Origin of the sequence: Flavobacterium sp. (genome assembly GCF_044357305.1) — a bacterium.
In the GTDB taxonomy this organism is placed as follows: Bacteria; Bacteroidota; Bacteroidia; order Flavobacteriales; family Flavobacteriaceae; genus Flavobacterium.
Genome location: NZ_JBIKPS010000007.1, coordinates 97,033 through 117,639, shown reverse-complemented (window position 1 = coordinate 117,639; position 20,607 = coordinate 97,033). Strand labels below are relative to the sequence as shown.

General features: G+C 32.9%; 17 protein-coding genes. 5 read left to right on the top strand and 12 right to left on the bottom strand.

All coding sequences use genetic code 11. The annotated features are described in order from the left end of the window. Positions 1–171 precede the first annotated feature (171 nt). The 4 genes from ACIQ2J_RS06950 to ACIQ2J_RS06935 all read right to left on the bottom strand — a co-directional run bounded on the left by ACIQ2J_RS06950 (position 172) and on the right by ACIQ2J_RS06935 (position 4,821). Positions 172–1,896, bottom strand: a complete 1,725-nt coding sequence (locus ACIQ2J_RS06950) for a hypothetical protein (protein WP_396167889.1) — start codon at positions 1,894–1,896, stop codon at positions 172–174. Positions 1,897–2,101: 205 nt separating this feature from the next. Continuing rightward, positions 2,102–2,578, bottom strand: coding sequence for a hypothetical protein (locus ACIQ2J_RS06945; protein WP_396167887.1), 477 nt, complete (start codon positions 2,576–2,578; stop codon positions 2,102–2,104). Between the two features lie 15 nt (positions 2,579–2,593). Next, the gene (locus ACIQ2J_RS06940) at positions 2,594–4,423 is read right to left on the bottom strand and encodes a P-loop NTPase fold protein (RefSeq protein ID WP_396167940.1); all 1,830 of its coding nucleotides are present in this window, start codon (positions 4,421–4,423) and stop codon (positions 2,594–2,596) included. A gap of 200 nt (positions 4,424–4,623) precedes the next feature. Beyond that, a complete protein-coding gene (locus ACIQ2J_RS06935) occupies positions 4,624–4,821 on the bottom strand; it encodes a hypothetical protein (protein WP_396167884.1) in 198 nt (65 codons plus the stop codon). A gap of 118 nt (positions 4,822–4,939) precedes the next feature. Between ACIQ2J_RS06935 and ACIQ2J_RS06930 the strand changes: the two genes are divergently transcribed. Further along, entirely contained in the window at positions 4,940–6,166 is a 1,227-nt protein-coding gene (locus ACIQ2J_RS06930; RefSeq protein WP_396167882.1) for a hypothetical protein, read from the top strand. On the opposite strand, the gene ACIQ2J_RS06925 is transcribed toward ACIQ2J_RS06930, so the two are convergent. From ACIQ2J_RS06925 to ACIQ2J_RS06890, 8 genes are all read right to left on the bottom strand, one after another. Then, the gene (locus tag ACIQ2J_RS06925) at positions 6,163–7,521 is read right to left on the bottom strand and encodes a hypothetical protein (RefSeq protein ID WP_396167938.1); all 1,359 of its coding nucleotides are present in this window, start codon (positions 7,519–7,521) and stop codon (positions 6,163–6,165) included. The genes ACIQ2J_RS06930 and ACIQ2J_RS06925 overlap by 4 nt on opposite strands. Before the next feature lie 45 nt (positions 7,522–7,566). Next, on the bottom strand, positions 7,567–7,743 hold the full coding sequence (locus ACIQ2J_RS06920; protein WP_396167880.1) for a hypothetical protein: 177 nt from the start codon (positions 7,741–7,743) through the stop codon (positions 7,567–7,569). Between the two features lie 112 nt (positions 7,744–7,855). Beyond that, positions 7,856–8,590, bottom strand: coding sequence for a 23S rRNA (guanosine(2251)-2'-O)-methyltransferase RlmB (gene rlmB / locus ACIQ2J_RS06915; protein ID WP_396167878.1), 735 nt, complete (start codon positions 8,588–8,590; stop codon positions 7,856–7,858). A 70-nt stretch (positions 8,591–8,660) separates the two neighbouring features. After that, on the bottom strand, positions 8,661–9,512 hold the full coding sequence (locus tag ACIQ2J_RS06910) for a hypothetical protein (protein WP_396167875.1): 852 nt from the start codon (positions 9,510–9,512) through the stop codon (positions 8,661–8,663). Positions 9,513–9,527: 15 nt separating this feature from the next. Then, the gene (locus tag ACIQ2J_RS06905; protein ID WP_396167872.1) at positions 9,528–10,463 is read right to left on the bottom strand and encodes a hypothetical protein; all 936 of its coding nucleotides are present in this window, start codon (positions 10,461–10,463) and stop codon (positions 9,528–9,530) included. Positions 10,464–10,481: 18 nt separating this feature from the next. Continuing rightward, complete coding sequence (locus tag ACIQ2J_RS06900; RefSeq protein WP_396167870.1) at positions 10,482–11,906, bottom strand: SusD/RagB family nutrient-binding outer membrane lipoprotein; 1,425 nt, start codon at positions 11,904–11,906, stop codon at positions 10,482–10,484. A 12-nt stretch (positions 11,907–11,918) separates the two neighbouring features. Next, complete coding sequence (locus tag ACIQ2J_RS06895; protein ID WP_396167868.1) at positions 11,919–15,065, bottom strand: SusC/RagA family TonB-linked outer membrane protein; 3,147 nt, start codon at positions 15,063–15,065, stop codon at positions 11,919–11,921. 100 nt (positions 15,066–15,165) lie between these two features. Further along, complete coding sequence (locus tag ACIQ2J_RS06890; RefSeq protein WP_396167864.1) at positions 15,166–16,830, bottom strand: hypothetical protein; 1,665 nt, start codon at positions 16,828–16,830, stop codon at positions 15,166–15,168. A gap of 344 nt (positions 16,831–17,174) precedes the next feature. Between ACIQ2J_RS06890 and rpsL the strand changes: the two genes are divergently transcribed. Genes rpsL through rpsJ form a run of 4 tightly spaced genes read left to right on the top strand, consistent with a single transcriptional unit; the run spans position 17,175 to position 20,545 of the window. After that, a complete protein-coding gene (rpsL, locus tag ACIQ2J_RS06885; RefSeq protein ID WP_007136570.1) occupies positions 17,175–17,558 on the top strand; it encodes a 30S ribosomal protein S12 in 384 nt (127 codons plus the stop codon). Positions 17,559–17,583: 25 nt separating this feature from the next. Beyond that, positions 17,584–18,060, top strand: a complete 477-nt coding sequence (gene rpsG / locus ACIQ2J_RS06880; protein ID WP_396167862.1) for a 30S ribosomal protein S7 — start codon at positions 17,584–17,586, stop codon at positions 18,058–18,060. 11 nt (positions 18,061–18,071) lie between these two features. After that, positions 18,072–20,228: an elongation factor G gene (gene fusA, locus ACIQ2J_RS06875; protein ID WP_396167859.1), complete on the top strand. Its 2,157-nt coding sequence runs from the start codon at positions 18,072–18,074 to the stop codon at positions 20,226–20,228. A gap of 11 nt (positions 20,229–20,239) precedes the next feature. Further along, complete coding sequence (rpsJ, locus tag ACIQ2J_RS06870; RefSeq protein WP_035125647.1) at positions 20,240–20,545, top strand: 30S ribosomal protein S10; 306 nt, start codon at positions 20,240–20,242, stop codon at positions 20,543–20,545. The last annotated feature ends 62 nt before the right edge of the window (positions 20,546–20,607 follow it).

Here is a 20,607-nt window from a genome sequence, read left to right as displayed (position 1 = left end):
GAATAGTCAGTTGAAATATCACTATTAATAATTAGTTTAACAGCACCCATGATAATTATTAGTTTTTAATTTACCTTCTCATCTGGCTTTTCGGTTACGCCCATTTTATTAAGAGTATTGTCTCTTTGATTTTTTTGATATAATTAACTTAAAACATTGACTGCCAATAGACTATTTTAAACTTGCAAATATAAAAGCAACAATATTTTTTTCATCTTCTAACAATTCACCATCAGCGTCAACAATTTTTACAATATCTTCTTTAATTGAAGTAATATGCTCTGCTGACAAATTGTTGTTAATCTGATTAATAATTTCGGTAACAACGATAATTTCTTTGTCTGAAGGAAGTGATTTCCAATAAGTAAAAGCTGTTTTTGCAGCATCTTCAATATCTCCATCTTCCGTCCACTCAGCTAGCGCCTTGTTGATCGTTATAAATTCCTCATCGTGTAAGTCGTTATCCGCACCCGCTGTAGCTATATACAAAAAGGCAATTGATGTCAGTGTATCGCTTAGTACAGCCTCTTTTCCATCTAAAAAAGTTTGATCTTCATCATCAGAATTATCAAAGGTTTCTTCAATCCTAAATTCTGCAGGATCAGGTCGTGATGCATTGAGCCATTTATCATTAGATGATAATTCTTTTAAGCTATTAAATGAAACAAATCCTTCTCCGCCTGCTCCTTCAACCCAAAACTCTTTGCCTTTGCTTTCAATTATAGTTGGTTGTCTGACATTAAAAATAGCCATCAAGATCGATAAATAAGAACCAAATTCAGATTCGTTATTTGAAGTATTAAATTCATCTATTGATAACTCACCTTTTTCTGCAGTGATATAAAGTCTACTCACATTAGCATCACCGTCAATGGCTGTCTCAAGCTCCATGCTTTCAATACTTTCCCAATTTATTAACATGATGAATTGCTCAGCAGTCGGGTCAACGGTATATATTCCATTTTTATCAACAAAAATAACGGTCGCTGTATCATCGTTCCAAATACAGAAAGGAATGATAAACCAAATATGTTTTGAATAATCTAAGAAGCTTTCTGGTAAAAATCCCAAAACTGGAATTACTTTATTTTTTGTAATTTGTTTTTCGATAAATAGTAGTTCTTCGCGAGTTAACACAGGAAAAACAGTATCATCTGCAAGAAAATTAGCCTCTTCTGGTACTAGACAACTTATTCCCATTCGACCGTTGTATGTTTCCGTAGCTTTTTGCCATTTCATAAAATATTTTTTCTGTACATCTCCAGAAACGGAATCTGATTTAACAATATTCATTAAAGCAAAACCGATGTCATCATCCTCATCTGCATCATTTTTTTTATCCTCTGCAGTTGATTCGTCAGTTGAAGTTGCTTCACCTATTGGAAGCGCATCACTTAATGAAGCCGTTATCTGGCATAGCGAAGCCAAAAAGTTAATAAATTTTGAATAATCGGCATCCGTTGGATTAGCATTGTCAATTTTTACACTCAAAGAGTAAGATAAAACAAACTTCCCTTCTGTTTTAATATCTTTTTTAACAAGTGGAGCGTTAATTGAATGGCTTTCTATAAGGTCGTTTATTTCTTGATTTGTTTTATCAATACTATCCTTATGGTCATTAGCATATTTTTCACCATCTCCAGGCCATCTTTGAGGTTGTATAGTAATGTTAATGACTACATTTTCAGCACTCGGTTTGGCAATGACATAAATTGGATGTCTCCACCAATTTACTAATTGACTCTCATCTGATGCAACACGGAGGTCAAAGCGATTATTAAAATTGCCCTTATTGATACAACTAATTTTTTTTATTAAAGGGGCCAAAAGGCTGTTAGCAAGTTCAGAAAAAAATAAATTATTTAATTTCTGGTGAATGTTTTCTCTAGTTTTCATTGAAATATAAGTCTTTATCTGTGTTTTTATTTTAATTAGTAGCTACTGATATAAATTTTTATTTACCCTCATTATCATGTAATGAATTTTATATTCGAAACAACATTAAACAATTTCTGAACAAAAAAGTTATCGCATATTATTGCATGTCAAAATGCTAAATTCTATATAACCTCTTTCCTCTTATACAAACCAAAACATTTTTTTACAAGTATAATTCAATTCCTAAATTAGACCCATCCCCTTTTTTTACATTTTGAATATCTATTTTATTTCCTTCGTATAGAGTGAACAATCTAATTTCATCAGGAATTTCGGAACTTAAATTATAATGTTCTTCATCTGAATCTGTTTCTAGAAAATCGTATAAAGTTTCAATTTCAGATAGTAAATTTGGAAAATCTTTTGAAACAGTTATCCATAAATCGTTTCCTTCTTCATCTTCTGCAATGCCACCTTGGTCTATAACGTATTTACCACCATAAATTAAACTGTCAGTTGGATATTTGTCGCACCAATTTGTAATAACTCTTCCTATGAATTCTTTTTTACCATCATTATTTGTAAACCCACCTAAAATTATAAAATCGGGTTTATCCCCAGCGTAGCAGCATTCTTCAATATTATCATCCTCGTTCACTTTTCCTGCATAAAACCCTATTTTTCCTATAATACTTTCCATATTTTTATCTGATTTTTATTTATTAATATTTAAAAACAATTTTTCAGCAATTTTCAATAAAAAGGCTAAATATTTATCTTTACCTATAACTTTGTAAAGATTAATAGACAGTTCTATATGAATGTCATTAGGAAAGGAGATGATAAATTCATTTTCACTAATATCTAATTGTTTCATTATTTTAGTTATATCTCCCTGAGTTTTCTCTCCCCAATTAATCCACATTCTCATTCCTGGATTCACTTTACCTGGATTTTTACAAAAAACGATATTATCTCCTCCTTTTATTTTAAAGGTTGTTGAATTTTCTGAATAAACAATTGATCCATTTGTGTTTTCAATATTATTTTCGAAATAATTCCAAAATTGATACCAAATCGAAATTCCTTCCTTTGTTGCTGTATTTAATAAATCTTCTTTTTTAGATTCGATAGTATTGAAAATCGTTCTATTTCCTTTTACTATCTTCTGTTTATCAAATGGAATTAAATTAGTTACAGCAGATTGTTCTAATATGGATTCTAAAGTTTGTCCTAAATCCTGACCCTTTGAAATGAGAGCTTTTACTTTATTTAATATTTGTGAAATATTAAAAACTCTATTGCTGCAATAAGTTTCTTTTTGGCACATTCTAAACAGAACTTTTTCCCAATCTTCATCAAATTCATCGGTATTGTTTAATCTATCTAATTGTTCTTCAGTAAGTTTGTCTAGTTTTAATTTAATGGCTGTTTGTTCGTTCCACTCAGCAAAGTTTGAATCTTCAAGTAATTTATTATAAATCATCGGGTAGGAGATTTGCATACAGACCATTGCAAACCCTATTAACTTTTCGTTACTTAATTCATTTGAATCTTTCTTTTCTTTATTATTTATTAAATTAATTAGAGAAATAGTATTGGTTAATCGCTTAAGAGCTCTTGGATTTTGTCCTACAGATAAAATTGCAAAATCAGTAAGTAATTCAGAAAAAATAGCATCATTACCTTCATTTTCAGATACAAATCCAATTCTTTTAAGAGCATCCAACAGAAATTTTTCTATGGTATAACTAGATACTGGCATAGAAAAGGGCATTTGTATAATTTTATCGAAAAACGAACGAAATTCTCTCTCGTTTTTATCTGTTAATTTTCCGAATTTTGGTTCTAAACCTTTAATTACAACATCATAATCAATAGCCAACACAAAAACACATTTGTGTAAATCGAATATGTTTTTCAGCAATTCTAATATTTGAACTGCTACCGGTGGATCAATTCTATCAAGGTCATCAATAAAAAAGAGAAAACCAGTGTTAGGATTTTTAGGGTCTGATACAATTTCAATAATTAATTTTTGAATTTCTTTTTTTAATTGACTTATTTCGGCTCCCTCAGAGTTTGCTCCTGCAAAAAAATCATCTACTATTTCTGCATTTCCACCAATTTTGTCAACTACTTGCTTGGCAAGAAATTTACCGCCTCCTATGGCAAGTTTTCGAAATGTTGCTTTAAGCTTTTTAACAGTCTCACTTTTACCTTCATTTTCTTCAGAAATACTTAAAATTTGTTCAATCATTCCCTCCAGAATTTTTAAAATAGTTTCTTCAGGAGATTTCATCAATGAATATTGCCATGAATTAATCCAAACGCGGTAAAATTCTCCTTTCTGGCACAATTCATCTTCAATCATGTTCATTAAAGAGGTTTTTCCGCTTCCCCATTCCCCTTGCAGTGCAATTGTAATTGGAGTTTCAGAATGCTGAATGAATTCTACAAGTGCATCCTGGTATTTTTGAATACCAAATAAATCTACTTCTTCTTTTTTTCGAGGTAAATCAATTACACTTGATTTATAGGCCATACTCATTTTATATATTTTAAATGCTTTTCTGATAGATTAACTTTAATAATTAAGCTCTTTTTTAACCTAAAATTATAAAGTTATGTTTATGGATTTCTAATCTTTTAAGTAAAATATTATTACAGTAACCTATTGAAAATGATAGTTTACCTTCTTTAAATATAAAATCCTCAAAGAGATCGAGGTATTAGTTGAAATATTTAAATTTTCACGATACTTAATAGTTCAACCCACTCAGCTGTTGGAAAAAAGTTTTTAGCCCATGGATTTAGCTCTTTTCTTGAACTCATACCACTAGCTTTTGATAAGGTTGCATTATCAACTTGAGCCTCAAAAGTTTCTGTTCTAACCATTCCATTAGATTTTACACTGCATGTAATTTTTACTTTATTCATCATTTTGTTTTTAAATTCATCACAATAATACTCCTTTCCCAAACTAAAATAAATTGCAACTTATTGCAACTTCACTTTTAAACAGGTTTACAACTATATTTGTGCAGTCATAAAATAAAACATGAACCAACAAAGTCCTTATTTAATTGCACTTTGCAATCAACTGGAAACCCAATTGGGATTTAAAATAAAGAATATTGCCAATGCAGAAAAGTCTTCGGGACTATTAGCTTTAGATAAGTTATTTATTTCGCCGCATACTATTGCGAGGATGTATGGTGTGGTAAAACCTTTTAGAACTCCGTATAAAGATACTTTGAATGTAATTGCGCGGTATTTGAATTACGCCGATTGGGAAGATTTTTGTAACAATCAAACCAATGTTCCTTTTGACCCCAACTTTTTTCTTACGGAAGCTTCTGACGGTTTTTCTTTAGCGGTATTGCAGTTGGCATTGGCCAATGAAGATTTTAAAGCCTTGTACCTGGTATTAGAAAAAGCAAAAGAAAATGAAAATGAAGCTGTTTTGTTTACGGCAGCGGATTTAATTGGTGCTTCTGTTCGTACTTGTAAAAAGCAAAAAGAATTGCTTCAATTGCTAGCGAAAAATAGTGTTGGGCATCGCTTTTTTTATGAATGTTATGTTGATGAAGACAATGACAACAACTATTTTTCTGATGCTTTACTAAATTGTTATCTGCCTAATGTTACCAATGATTACAAGAAATTATACGTTTATTGTTTTGTCATAAGCCAAACTGCACATAAAACACAACAATCGTCTCCATTAATACAAGAATTTCAAAAATTAACGGGTCAATTAGATAAAAAGAATGGCCATTTCCACGAACTTTCAAGATGGATGGAATGTCAAATATTGATAGACGGTTATAATGGAATCCTTCAAGAGACTTGGCAATTGCATGCAGCAGAATTAATAGTTTTAACCACTGGTTTAGGGTTTAATGAAAAAGCATGGTTGCTTTCTAGGTCACTGAAGGCGCTAATACTTTTTGGCTTCAAAGAAGAATTGTTCCATCAGGAGGAATTAAACAATCACATTGATGAAATAATCAAGAATCAAAAGAAAGAGTTCCACAGCATTGCATTATATGTGCTGCAATTGTATTGGATTTGCAAATCGCTTTACTTCCATAACAAATCGGTTTATAACCCATTTAGAATCCATAACATTTTATTTCTAAATGAAAGCAATGAAAAAACAGCTATCGAATTTGCTGTTGCCTCACTTTTTGCTTCGGGAGAAAATAAAAATATTATTACGCGTAATTTAAAAAGTTTTTGTGAAACTAAAGGAGTTTATTGGGTGGTTAAAATGATAAATTAATTTTTTTCCAATTCCAAATCATAATTGGTATTCGCTTTCTGAATAAGTTTATAGGAAACAAAGAATATAAAAACAAACAAAAGCAACAAACCAATAAATAGAAGATAACTTCCGATTAAGAAATTCCAAAAAATAAAATACAATAAAAAACCATTTCCGGTTTGAAGTAGCCATGCCATCAATCTTAGTTTAGAAAAAGATTTTCCGCTGTTGTTAAACGTTTTCCAAAAGCCACCCGGTTTGATAGTTGCGGCAAAAGTTTGTAAAGTTTTGGTTTCCGTGGGTGGAGTTAGAAAGGTTATCACTAACCACGTTACACATACTGCTATTGTTAAAACTACGATTTTAATTGGATAATAATCGATGTTGAAGTCGTGTTCTAAACTCAGAAGATATTTATGGAAAGATATGTTATTAGTATAAAACCAATCCAAAATCGGTGGATAAATTAAAGCGACAACCATTGCCGACAACTGGGACCAAGCATTGATACGCCACCAATACCAACGCAACATAAAAACAGGTCCAACTCCTGCTGTTATAGCAAATAAATATTTAGTGATTCCGATTATTGAATCGGCATAAATTGCAATACCTCCAGATGCTATTATGATGTAAATCATCGCTATTATTCCAATCATTTTTCCCCTAGCATTACTCAAGTTAGGATTAATTGTATGTTTATAAAAGTTTTCAACTAATAACGACCCACCCCAATTTTGAGCGTTTTGTACCATAGAAAGAAAAGGAATCATAAATAATAAAACTACTAAAATTAGCATCCATGAAGGTAATACTTTTACAAATAAGGAAGTAAAGGCCAATTCGCTATCAACGGAACCATTTGAATATCCGAAGCAAACCGCCATAAAGGGTAATGTAAACAACAATACTCTTACAAGAACTATTGATAATGAAGGGAGAAAAATACTTTTTACTAAATTAATACTTGTATTAGTTGTCATCAGCTTTTGTCCGTTCATATCAGGATAATCTAACAAAGACGCCGACCACCATTGTACTAGCACAAACACAATAAAAGCATTAAAAGTTTTAGATCCTATTGATGGAATGATATTGAAATTGTTTTTTGCAGCTTGGACTGTAGCTGCTAGATGAAATAAGCCGCCCGTATTTAGCAGCAAGCTAACGAAGATGATTATAAATAACAGGATAAAAACAATAAATAATATAAAATCCAATTGAAGCCGTTCTTTTAAACTATTGAAGAAAGTTAAAATGATAATAAGAAAAGTCAATATTCCTATGGCTACATTAATTTCAATTCCAATAATAAAACTGAAAATTTTACTGAATGCCAAAAGACTAAAACTGATAAGGAATGGAATGACCAATAAGCCCAAATACAAACTCCTAAATTGATGCAGTATCAAGGCTCCTTAGCCAGAATACCTAAAAAACAGGAACTCATTTTCGGTTTTTACAGGAACCTTTCTCCATAAATGAGCAAAGAACGATACACTAAAAGCCGATCCAATACCGGCGCTCCAATACAACCACATGTCTGATAGTTGTCCTTTTAGCAAAGACGAACAAATCATCTGTGGTTCTATCATTAGACCACTAGTTAATAGCATTGAAAAACCAATGAGCCACCAAGATTCATTTTTGGAATAAAATAGATTGGAAATAACTTTTTTGTTATTTCTAGGCCGATTGAAGATGCTTTTAACCTCTCTGTCTAACCGTTTCATATAAAAACGCACCACATGCTACGGAAACATTTAACGAACCAATTGTTCCAAACATAGGTAATTTGGCTTTGGCATCTACAATTTTTAAAACTGATGGATTGATGCCTCGGTCTTCGCTACCCATAATGATTGCTATAGGTTCGTTAAGATTGATGCTGTAAATGGTATCTTCTGTTTTTTCAGTAGCGGCTACGGTTTTGATACCGCTTCCTTGAAGGTAAAATATAGCGTCTTTAATATGATCTACTTTACAAATAGGCACATTAAAAACCGCCCCAGCAGAAGTTTTTACCGTATCGCCATTCACCGGCGCTGATCCTGTTTTTTGTACAATAATTCCATCAACTCCTGTACATTCAGCGGTTCTTATTATGGCGCCAAAATTTCGAGCGTCACTCAATTGGTCTAAGATTAAAAACAACGGCATTTTTCCGCTTTCCACCACGCTATCTACTAAAGTTTCTAGTTTCACAAACGAAATAGGAGCAATGGTTGCCACGGCGCCTTGGTGATTATTAGGAGTTAATCTGTTTAATTTTTCAACGGGAACGTATGAGAAATTGATGCTATTTTTTTTCATCGCTTTCATCAATTCCTGCATCAATTCACTTTGAGCATCGCTTTGCACGAATACTTTATCTATTTCTTTCCCTGCATTTATAGCCTCTATAATTGCTCTAATCCCGAAGATTTGGTTCTCTTTTTCCATGGTGCAAAGATACAAAAAACCGTCAGTAAATAATTTTAGTGACGGTTTCTTTTATAAATAATTTTATTTCTTACAGAGATAATTGAGGCCAATTAGTTCCATCTGTTCTAGTTAAAGTCGTATCTCCATATTCTCCATAGTCATTTGCCCAATGAAAAGATAAAGAAGTACCGTTGATTACTAAATTAGTCATTGTAAATACTTCATTATACTGGTCCATTCCTATAAAAGAAATTGTGCCACATAAATTCGATAATTGAATCCCTGTTGCAACACCGCCAGATGGGCCATATAATCCTGTCCAACCACCAAACGAAGCATCATCGATGTCATATAATCCAGTTGATACTTCAGTAAATGACACTGTTCCTGTTATAGGACCTGTTGCTGTTTCTCCGGTTGGAGCAGAACAATTAGTAGTAGAGTATTGATATGTTCCTGCTAGTGTATAATTTAAGAAGCAATCAAAAATGGTGAAATTTATTAAAGTTGTTACTAAAACAGTATTAGATGTGTTTACACCTCCTATTTTTATAGTAAATGTTTCATCGCCCTCTTGTAAATCGTCGTTTAGAATTGATATTGTTCCAGTGCCTACTGTTGAGTAAGCTGGAATAATAATTTCTTTATCAAATTTGAAATCATCTTCATCAGTAGCTGTCCCTGCTGATTGACTAACAGAAATATGAATATCTACAGATTGAGGTTTATTTAATGTGATTTTATAAGTAAATATATTTGCATCCGATTCTCGTACTGTCTGAGAGCTTGTTAGTGGAGATATTAAGCTTACTGTAGCAACTACATCAGATGCAACTTCAAGTTTACTATATCCAGTAGCATCATCTTTATTATCACAACTAGATAAAAATGCGGATAATAAGATTACACTTAGAAATTTAATATTTAATATTTTTTTCATTTTTTTTATAATTTATTATTCAACAATTTTTTCCATAACTTGATAAAACTCTCTTGGTCCAGTAGAAGGATTTAAGTATCCAAAAGACATTGTAAGTTTGTCCTTCCCATTTACATTATCTCTTGTGACAAAATTTGAATTTCCACAATTTACATTTGTCATTTGATTTGGATTGCTTGCACATGAAATAAATGGAAGAGTATTACCTTCCTGTGGAACACCATCAGGAGTTGTTGCTGGGTATGAGATATTGTCATTTGAATCAATGGTAAAATAAAAATCACCCCCAGTTGCTGTACTTGTATTTGTAAAATAACCAAAATATTTTTTTACTCTATAAGTTGTTGAATTCACAGATTCAATTGTAGTTACAGCAGGCCAGTCAGCAGTTGAAGCTGTTAATACTCCTATTCTATAATATAGGGCAGAAATACATTTGTAATTCCCTGCAAATCTTGTTCCTACAGCAACTTTTGTTGAACTTGTATTTTCCTGTACTTGCCCATCATCTGTTGTTGTAACATAAGTTAACGTCCAGTAGTCACCAATGTTTAATAAGGTATCATCGGATGGTATAGGACTTCCACTTACGGTTAATCCACTTATTAATTCTAGATAAGTAAAATTTAGCTCTAAATTAACACTTTGACTAATAGTTGGACAAGAATAGTTTCCAAGTAATGTTTTGTTAGAACTAATACCATTTGTATTTGTAAACTGTTTATAAACAGCAACTGATATTACTTTAACAGTAGATTGAAATGCATTTACAGTTGATTTATATTGAAATGTATTTCCGTTTCCAACTACATAACCAATTAAATTGTTTTTAACTGTTAATAAGCCTCCTTCATCTTTATTTCCAGTAAGCAGGTCAGTATTATTTTCTGTACACGAGAATATTAACCCAAGTAAAGAAAAAGTTACTAATATTTTTTTAATATTTTTCATGTTTTTCATGTTTTTAAATTAGTTCATCCACCAAACTTTTGAAAGCATTGAATCTCCATTACTTAATGTGGAAACAGCACTTTGATAGTTGGCTTGGTTAGTATTTTGAGTGTCTGTTGAATAGTAGAATCTACTAGGAATTTGGCTTATTGCAGCATTTGCAGCCGGAGCTAATACTGGATATTTTGTTCTTCTCCATTCCGTCCAGGCTTCAATACCTTGTCCGTATAAAGCCAACCAAACCTGTGTTCCTATTTTTGATTTACCTTCTATTGAAGTAGAAAAGCTAATACTTGGTTGTGCTAAATATGTAGATATAGCTGATGCAGAAACGCCATTAAACGCCATGTTAGCTGTAATACCATTATTATAATGTGTTAGAGCTGCTGAGTTGCCACCAGGAATAATTGCATTATTTGCAGCTTCTGCTAATAGTAATTCAACTTGAGCATAAGATAATATTACACCTGGCAAAGTTGGATCTAAATAAAGATCACCAGGAGATGAAAATCCATTATAATTACCTGGGTTTTCAACTCCAGGAATATTTCCTACATAGGCATTAGCATCATTCACTTTTGCATAAACAGTTTTTCTTGGATCATTAATAGTTGTTAATGAATTTATAAGTATAGAGCTAACTTTATATTCACTTCTTGTACTGTAAACTATCGTTTCATAAATTGGATTTGCATCTGGTTGACTAGCTTTGTATGCTAATTGAGCGGAATCACTATTTGATGTCATTAATAATCCACTAGATACTAAAGCAGAAACTTGAGTTGATACATTTCTTTTTCCAGAAATTCTCATTAGTACTTTTAGTTTAAGTGAATTCGCAAATTTTCTCCATTTTACAACATCACCACCATATAGTAAATCTGCAGAAGGAGTTATTGTTCCAGTACCATTAGCAAAAAGTGCGTCAGCTTCAGTTAATAATCCTAATATTCCATCATAGACAGCCTCTTGACTATCAAACTTAGGTTTGTCTATTCCAGAAGTAATTGCTTCAGAAAACGGAATTGGTCCAAACACGTCTGTTAATATTTGAAAAGCATTTGCTTCCATTACTAATGATGCAGCTTGTAGGTTTGTATTTCCTTTGGCACCTGCTAATTCATAAGTTGACTTTGATTCATTAATAACACTTGCGTAAAGATTAGTCCATACTGCATTCATAAGCGCTCTTCTTGGAATATACTTTTCCTCATCATTATATTGAACTTTAGACATATGTTGTGCCCAACAAAGCCCCATATCTCCACCAACTTGCATATTGTATAATGTGTTTTGAGTGGTAGTAATAGTTTTAGATAATAATAAATTAGGATCTGTAACTGGCGATTCGTTTGGTGAAACATTTATTTCTTCAAACTTGTTATCGCAGCTAACTACAGCCATAGCTATAGTAGCAATAAAAAGATAAATTATTTTTTTCATTTTTTTCATTTTTTAAAATTTAACATTAATATTAAACCCTAAAGATCTAGCTGAAGGTAATTGACCAAATTCTTGACCTTGTTCACCATTTGAATTGCTAAATCCGGTTTCTGGATCAATGTGTGGAACATTTTTATATAATAGTGCTAAATTTCTGCCTACTAATGAAACTTTAAAATCTGACACAAAAGATCCTTTTAGTAATTTTTTAGGGAAAGAATATCCGATACTTACTTGTCTTAATTTAACATAACTTGCATCAAATATTCCACTTTCTGTAAAGTTTGAATAACTATATGCAAATTGATTAAAATCTTTCGCACCAACAACTACATTGTTTTGTACATATCCACCAGAACCATCAGACTTTACACCGTTTCCAACAACACCCGTTTCACGACCAATTAATGATTCGTCTAGAGTTCCAGCATATCTTCCCCACATGTAAGTCATGGAAAATAAATCTCCTCCAATTTTAGCATCAATTAAAAAGCCTAAATCCAAGCCTTTGTATTTAAAAGTGAAATTAGCTCCACCAGTCCAATCTGGAGTGATGTTACCTAAAACAGCAAGCTCTGAATTGTTAACTTTAGGAAGACCGTTTTCAAATATTACTTGTCCATCACTTGTTCTTGAAAATGGGAAACCAACAATTGAACCATAGGATTGCCCTGGTCTAGCTTGTAATTCCATTCCCCATTGTCCACCAAGGGTGTAAGAATCTGCAGATCCTAAGCTGTTAACAGTATTTTTGTTTTTTGCAAAATTCAAGTCTATATCAAAAGAAAAGTCTTTAGTTTTTACTGCAGTTATTCCTAATTGCAATTCAATACCTTCATTTGTCATTACAGCTAGATTGTCCCATTGTTTTGTATAACCTGTGGCAGCATCTATTTGACCTGGTAAAATCAAATTTTCCCCTTTTTGGTTATAATAAGTTGCGGCTAATCTAATTCTGTTTTTTAACGCATTAACATCAAAACCAAATTCAACACCAGTTGTTGATTCGGGTTTAATATTTGGATTCCATCTTGTGTCCGAAATATCTGCTTGAGTACCAAAACCACCATTAGCTAAGCTGTAGGTTTTGTTTAATTTGTATTCACTTAATGGTCCAACACCACCTACTTTAGACCAACCTCCTCTTAATTTGAAGTAATTAATTTTTGAGTCAGTAAATCCCAAAACGTCAGATAAAATCAATGATCCAGAAACTGAAGGGTAAAAGAAGGAGTTGTTTTGACTTGGCAAAATACTTGACCAATCATTTCTTCCGGTAAAATCTAAAAAGGCATAATTTTTATAAGATAAAGTACCAAAAGCCATTACGCTATTTATTCTTTGTTCGTAATAATTACTAAATATTTTAGGAGTAGTTCCGGATTTAATATTGGATAATGTAAACAACTCAGGAATTTCAAGACCACCATCTAAATACCCAATTGTGTTTGATTGAACTCTTTTTAATGAATTCATACCAGCATTTAATATAATATTAAAGTCATCACCTAATTTTTTATCGTATGTCAAAATAGTTTCAGCATTAATCTCGTTGTATCTTCTATTTACATTTGAATAGTAACCATTTTTGTATTCATTAGTTCCAATTTGTTTTTTCTCTTCTTCTAATTGAGAATAACTATCTAAACTTAGTTTTCCGTTTATTGATAAATTTGGAGAAAATTTAAAATTTAAAAACACGCTGCCATTTATTCTATCTTGGTTGAAAGTGTTTTTATTTTTTTCTAGAAGCCAATATGGATTGTTTTGATATACATTATTCCAATTTAATGGTGTTCCTGCAGCTGCTGTATTTGCCGGTGCGAGCGGTAAACTTCTCCAATCCTTTAAGTCGCTAAAATTTACATTTCTTGCTGACCAAATAAATTGTTGAACCATATTTTCATTTGTATAACCAACAATTGGTAGATTGTTACTTTTGTTGTTGAAAAAAGTTAAATTTGTACCAGCGGTTAGATTTTTTCCTAATTGCATACTGCCATTAAATCCAACATTGAATTTTTTAAAATCTGTAAAAGGAATCATACCTTTTTGATCTGAATTCCCGAAGGAAATTCTATATTTTGAATTTTCTCCTCCTCCAGATAGAGAAACGCTATTAGAAATATCAACTCCAGTTTGATAGAAATTTTTCACGTTGTCTGAGTGAGAAACCCATGGTAGAGGAGCTCCGCCTACTTTATAAGAATCCCATTGAACAAAGGATAGACCTCGGTCTAAAGCTGGACCCCAACTTTCATCAACACCATCTCCATAACCACCTCCAGCACCGTCAACATATTCAAAATAATTCGATGTAGGACCTTGTCCGTAAGAATTTTGATAGTTTGGTAATCTTAAAGGATTTGAAAAGGTTATATTTGAATTAAATGCAACTTCAAATTTTCCGTTTTTCTTTCCGGATTTTGTCGTGATTAAAATTACACCTTTACTTGCTCTAATTCCATATAAAGCTGCTGCAGTTGGCCCTTTAAGAACACTAATAGATTCAATATCATCAGGATTAATACTAGCTGCCCCATTTGGTAAATCTCTACCACCGGAAGATCCAGCATTTCCTGAGCTTGAATTGTCAAAGGGAACACCATCCACAATGAAAAGCGCTTGATTATCACCTGTAATTGTAGAGGCTCCTCTTAATACAATTCTTGATGAAGACCCTACGGCTCCGGAAGAATTTGTAACTTGAACCCCTGCAATTCTTCCAGAAAGCGCATTAACTATATTAGACTCTCTAGCCTCTGTCATTGCCTCCCCTTTTATTGATTGAACGGCATAGGTAACAGCTTTTTCTTTCTTTTTAACTCCTAATGCTCCAGTAATTACTACACCTTCAAGTTCTGTTGCATTTGATTGCATTTTTACTTTTATGTTTGTAGATGATGCAGAAGCTTCTTGGTTTTTCATTCCGACGTAAGAAAAAACTAAAGTTTGATTTGCGTTTGCCTTAATTGAAAACTTACCATCAACATCAGTAGAAACTCCTGTTTTTGCTCCTTTGATATTAACATTGGCTCCAGGCAAAGGCAAGCCATTATTGTCTGATACAACTCCGGTAACTGTTCTTTCTTGTGCAAATGTAATTTGCACTAATAATGCAAAAAAGAGCATTATTAATCCGTGTAGTTTTTTCTTCATGTTACATTTATTAGGTTTATATAAAAAACAAATTACTTTATTTTTTTTTTAAAATCCAAACAATAATTAACATTTTTATAACATTTAATAAATGTTTCTTTTAAAAGCTTGCTTTCAAACTAATATGCACCATAGAATTAGATAGTTTTATCGCTTGGTCTTTCGCACTTCCATTAGCATATACTAAATTGAACAGTCCATTTTTGGTAAGCAGTCCAAAACCAAAACCAAGGCCTAGAAGATTGCCTTTTAAGTTGGTAGTATTATCTTGAAAGTAGGCGTAGTCTATTATAGAGTGCACATAGATACTTGAGGAAAGTACATAACGGTATTCAGTAAGTACCGAAGAAAACATATTTCCTTGCAAACTATTTTCGTTAAAGCCACGAATAGAATTAATACCGCCAAAGCGATACAACTCATTCAAGATGTATTCGTCACTCTGTAAATAATAATTCTGACTTTTTATGTTAAGTATATTTTTCGCATTCAAATAAAAGTTGTGACTTAAATTCACACTTCCAAAAAACTGGCTGTTGTTTTGAAATTTGGAATCCCGCCTTCCGGTTCCAATTTTAATAGTAAAATTACTTTTTTCAGGAAACAAATAATCGTCTGCTTTATATTCTACAAATTCAAAATTACTCGTGTAAAACTTATTTTTATAATCGCTTAGTAACAAAGTATTGCTATTTTTTATATCGCTCGATTCTGCCGATTGGTAGCCCAAAAACAACCTAGTATTGTATTTAAAATAATACCCAAAATCAATTGCTGTTTGCGTATTCTGAAACGTACTATCCTGCTTAAAAATATGCAATTGCACTTTCATTCCAATCGGACTTTTAAAAACATACGGAATTTCGGCTCCCACACGAAACGTCTTTTGGTTCTTGCCATTGCTTTTCCAATACAGCGCCAACTTCTCGCCACTGTTCATGGCATTATTCAAAGTCAAATCTAAATACCCATTAAAAATCACCTTCTTGTTTTCATCATTAGAAAATCCTATAAAACCATCAAAAGTATTGGACTTCGCTTTTTCCAAATACACAAAAACCTTAGTAGAATCTTTAGTAAACAAAATCTCTGGATATTTAGTCTGTTTTACAAACGGAAACTGCGCAATATCTTTATACAATTTCTCTAAATTCTCCTGATTAAAAACCCGTTTCTTGTACAACCGTTTCAAGTTATTTTTATGTCCTTCCGGAAATTTATCGTACCCATTAATTACAATATCGTTCCACTGTCGTTTTTTGTCTGAAGTCACTTTCAAATCGGCACTTACAAAATTGGCATGTTTTTTCAGATTCGTCAATTGCACCTTCGCCATCGAAAACCCTTTGGCTTCCAATTTTTTTAAAGTCGAATTTAAGAACGCTTCACTTTCGCCAAAAGGCAATTTCAAAGTATCGTTTTTCACGGTGTATAAATTCCAATTTTCAGCCTCCAAATTCGTACCTATATATATATGTACAAAATTTGTTTTTGCGCCTACGTTATATAAGTACAAAAAAGTACTGTCATTTTGTTTTCTGCTTTCCAAAACCTCCTGCTCTAAAAAACCAGCCTGCAGCAACTTTTTCGAAAAAAAATTCGTCTCATCCAAAATCCCCTTCGCATTCCCAAATAATTTCGTATAACCAACCGAATCGATAACTTTAGTTTGCAAATCATTCTTCCCAACAATTTTCAAATGCAGTCGCTGCCCAAAGCCATTCAGGGAAATTAAAAAAAGTAAAAAGTAAAGAAATCTATGCAATTGTATTGTTTTTAGGAGCGAAACATTTGGCTTTATCCGTAAAGGCAATTCCCGCTTTTCGCAGTATCTTTTTATTTTTTACAACATCTACTTTAATCCAGACGCTTCAACTAAAAAATAAAAAGGATACTTGCTTCAATCGGGGCTAGAGAGCCAACCATTTGAATTTTTGTTATCGTTGTAAAAATAACGCAAATAATACTATTTTAATATATAAATTTTAAAAGCGAGAAATCTTATTGAAAATTAATCGATTATGATTTTTTTATTAGAAAAAAAGTACTACATTTGCAACCCCGTAAAAAGCGGGAATTTTATAAACAAGTAATTTTTAGTATTTAATTATGCCAACTATTCAACAATTAGTAAGAACAGGAAGAACTCAAATCACTAAGAAGAGTAAATCGGTTGCTTTAGATTCTTGTCCTCAAAGAAGAGGTGTTTGTACGCGTGTTTACACAACTACTCCAAAAAAACCAAACTCTGCAATGCGTAAAGTAGCGCGTGTACGTTTGACTAATGGAAATGAAGTGAATGCCTACATCCCTGGAGAAGGACACAATCTACAAGAGCACTCGATAGTATTAGTGCGAGGCGGAAGAGTAAAAGATTTACCAGGAGTTAGATACCACATCGTTCGTGGTGCACTTGATACCTCAGGTGTAGCAGGAAGAACGCAACGTAGATCTAAGTATGGTGCAAAACGTCCAAAAGAGGCGAAAAAGTAATTTTTAAAACTCAAAAAGAAAAGACATGAGAAAAAGAGCAGCAAAGAAAAGACCTCTTTTACCAGATCCAAGGTTTAACGACCAATTGGTAACACGTTTTGTAAACAACTTAATGTGGGATGGTAAAAAATCTACAGCGTTCAAAGTATTTTATGATGCAATTGACATCGTAGAAGCAAAAAAGAATAATGATGAAAAATCATCATTAGAAGTTTGGAAAGATGCATTAACTAACGTTATGCCTCACGTAGAAGTACGTAGTCGTAGAGTTGGGGGAGCAACATTCCAAATCCCAATGCAAATCAGACCAGACCGTAAAATCTCTATGGCAATGAAGTGGATGCTTCTTTATGCTCGTAGAAGAAATGAGAAATCTATGGCTCAAAAACTTGCTTCCGAAATCTTAGCTGCGGCTAAAGAAGAAGGTGCTGCAGTTAAAAAGAGAATGGATACGCACAAGATGGCTGAAGCAAACAAAGCATTTTCACATTTTAGATTTTAATACATTAAGAAATGGCTAGAGATCTAAAATTTACAAGAAATATCGGAATTGCGGCTCACATTGATGCTGGTAAAACAACAACAACAGAGCGTATTTTATTCTACACTGGAAAATCACACAAAATTGGTGAAGTACACGATGGTGCTGCAACAATGGACTGGATGGCACAAGAGCAAGAAAGAGGTATTACAATTACTTCTGCTGCTACAACTTGTGAATGGAGTTTTCCTACTGAACAAGGTAAACCTTTGCCTACTTCTGAAGATTACCACTTTAACATAATTGATACCCCAGGACACGTTGACTTTACCGTTGAGGTAAACCGTTCATTACGTGTATTGGATGGTTTAGTTTTCTTATTTAGTGCTGTGGATGGTGTTGAGCCACAATCAGAAACTAACTGGAGACTTGCAGATCAATACAGAGTTCCACGTATGGGATTCGTTAATAAAATGGACCGTCAAGGATCTAACTTTTTAATGGTTTGTCAACAAGTTAGAGACATGTTAAAATCTAACGCTGTTGCAATCACATTGCCAATTGGAGAAGAAAACGATTTTAGAGGTGTAGTAGATTTAGTTAAAAATCAAGCTATTGTATGGCATGATGAAACTTTAGGTGCTACTTTCGATATCGTGCCTATTCCAGAAGACATGCATGCAGAAGTTAAAGAATACCGTTCTATCCTTATTGAAGCAGTTGCGGATTACGATGAAAATCTTTTAGAGAAATTCATGGAAGACGAAAACTCAATTACTGAGGAAGAAATCAACATTGCTTTAAGAGCAGCTACTATGGACATGGCAATCATTCCTATGATTGCAGGTTCTTCTTTCAAAAACAAAGGAGTTCAATTCATGTTAGATGCAGTATGTAAATATTTACCATCTCCTTTAGATAAAGAAGGTATCGAAGGAATTCATCCGGATGATGCTGATTTATTAGAAGAAGATCAAACTAAAATCTTACGTCGTCCAGATGTAAAAGAGCCGTTCGCAGCTCTAGCATTTAAAATCGCTACGGACCCTTATGTTGGTCGTTTAGCTTTCTTCCGTGCTTATTCAGGACGTTTAGATGCAGGTTCTTATATCTTGAACACTCGTTCAGGTAACAAAGAAAGAATTTCTCGTATCTACCAAATGCATGCTAACAAACAAAATCCAATCGATTATATCGAAGCTGGAGATATTGGAGCGGCAGTTGGATTTAAAGATATCAAGACTGGAGATACAATGTGTGATGAAAAACACCCAATTATTTTGGAGTCAATGAAATTCCCAGCACCAGTAATTGGTATCGCTATTGAGCCAAAAACTAAAGCTGACGTAGATAAAATGGGTATGGCTTTAGCTAAATTAGCAGAAGAAGATCCAACATTTACAGTAAGAACAGATGAAGCTTCAGGTCAAACTATCATTTCAGGAATGGGTGAGTTACACTTAGACATCCTTGTAGATAGAATGAAACGTGAATTCAAAGTTGAAGTAAACCAAGGTGAGCCTCAAGTAGAATACAAAGAAGCTTTCACAAGAACTGCTCAACATAGAGAAACATACAAAAAACAATCTGGAGGTCGTGGTAAATTCGGTGATATCGTATTTACATTAGAGCCAGCAGAGGCTGTTGATGGAAAAGTTCCTGTAGGATTACAATTTGTTAACGCTGTAAAAGGTGGTAACGTTCCTAAAGAATATATTCCATCTGTAGAAAAAGGTTTCCGTGAAGCTATGAAAACTGGTCCGTTAGCGGGTTACCAAGTAGATAGTTTGAAAGTTACTTTAACAGACGGATCTTTTCACCCTGTCGATTCAGATGCTCTTTCTTTTGAATTAGCTGCAAGAATGGGGTATAGAGAAGTTGCTAAAGCAGCTGGAGCTATTATATTAGAGCCAATCATGAAAATGGAAGTTATTACACCAGAAGAAAATATGGGAGATATCGTTGGTGATATTAACCGTCGTAGAGGTCAAGTAAACGACATGGGAGATAGAAATGGCGCTAAAACTATAAAAGCAGACGTACCATTATCAGAAATGTTTGGTTATGTAACTACATTAAGAACACTTTCATCAGGTAGAGCAACCTCTACTATGGAATTTTCTCACTATGCAGAAACACCTTCCAATATATCTGAAGCAGTTATCAAAAAAGCAAAAGGAAACGCATAATTCTAATCAAGATGAGTCAAAAAATCAGAATAAAATTAAAATCTTACGATCACATGTTGGTAGATAAATCTGCTGAAAAGATTGTAAAAACTGTAAAAAGTACAGGTGCTGTTGTAACAGGTCCAATCCCGTTGCCAACGCACAAAAAAATATTTACTGTATTACGTTCTCCTCACGTTAATAAAAAATCAAGAGAACAATTTGAAGTTATGTCTTACAAAAGACTAATCGATATTTACAGTTCATCTTCAAAAACTATTGATGCTCTAATGAAATTAGAGTTACCAAGTGGGGTTGAAGTAGAGATCAAAGTATAATTCTACTTTAAAAATTTAAGTTTTAAGTATTAGAATTCTGTAAATTATTCTAATACTTAATT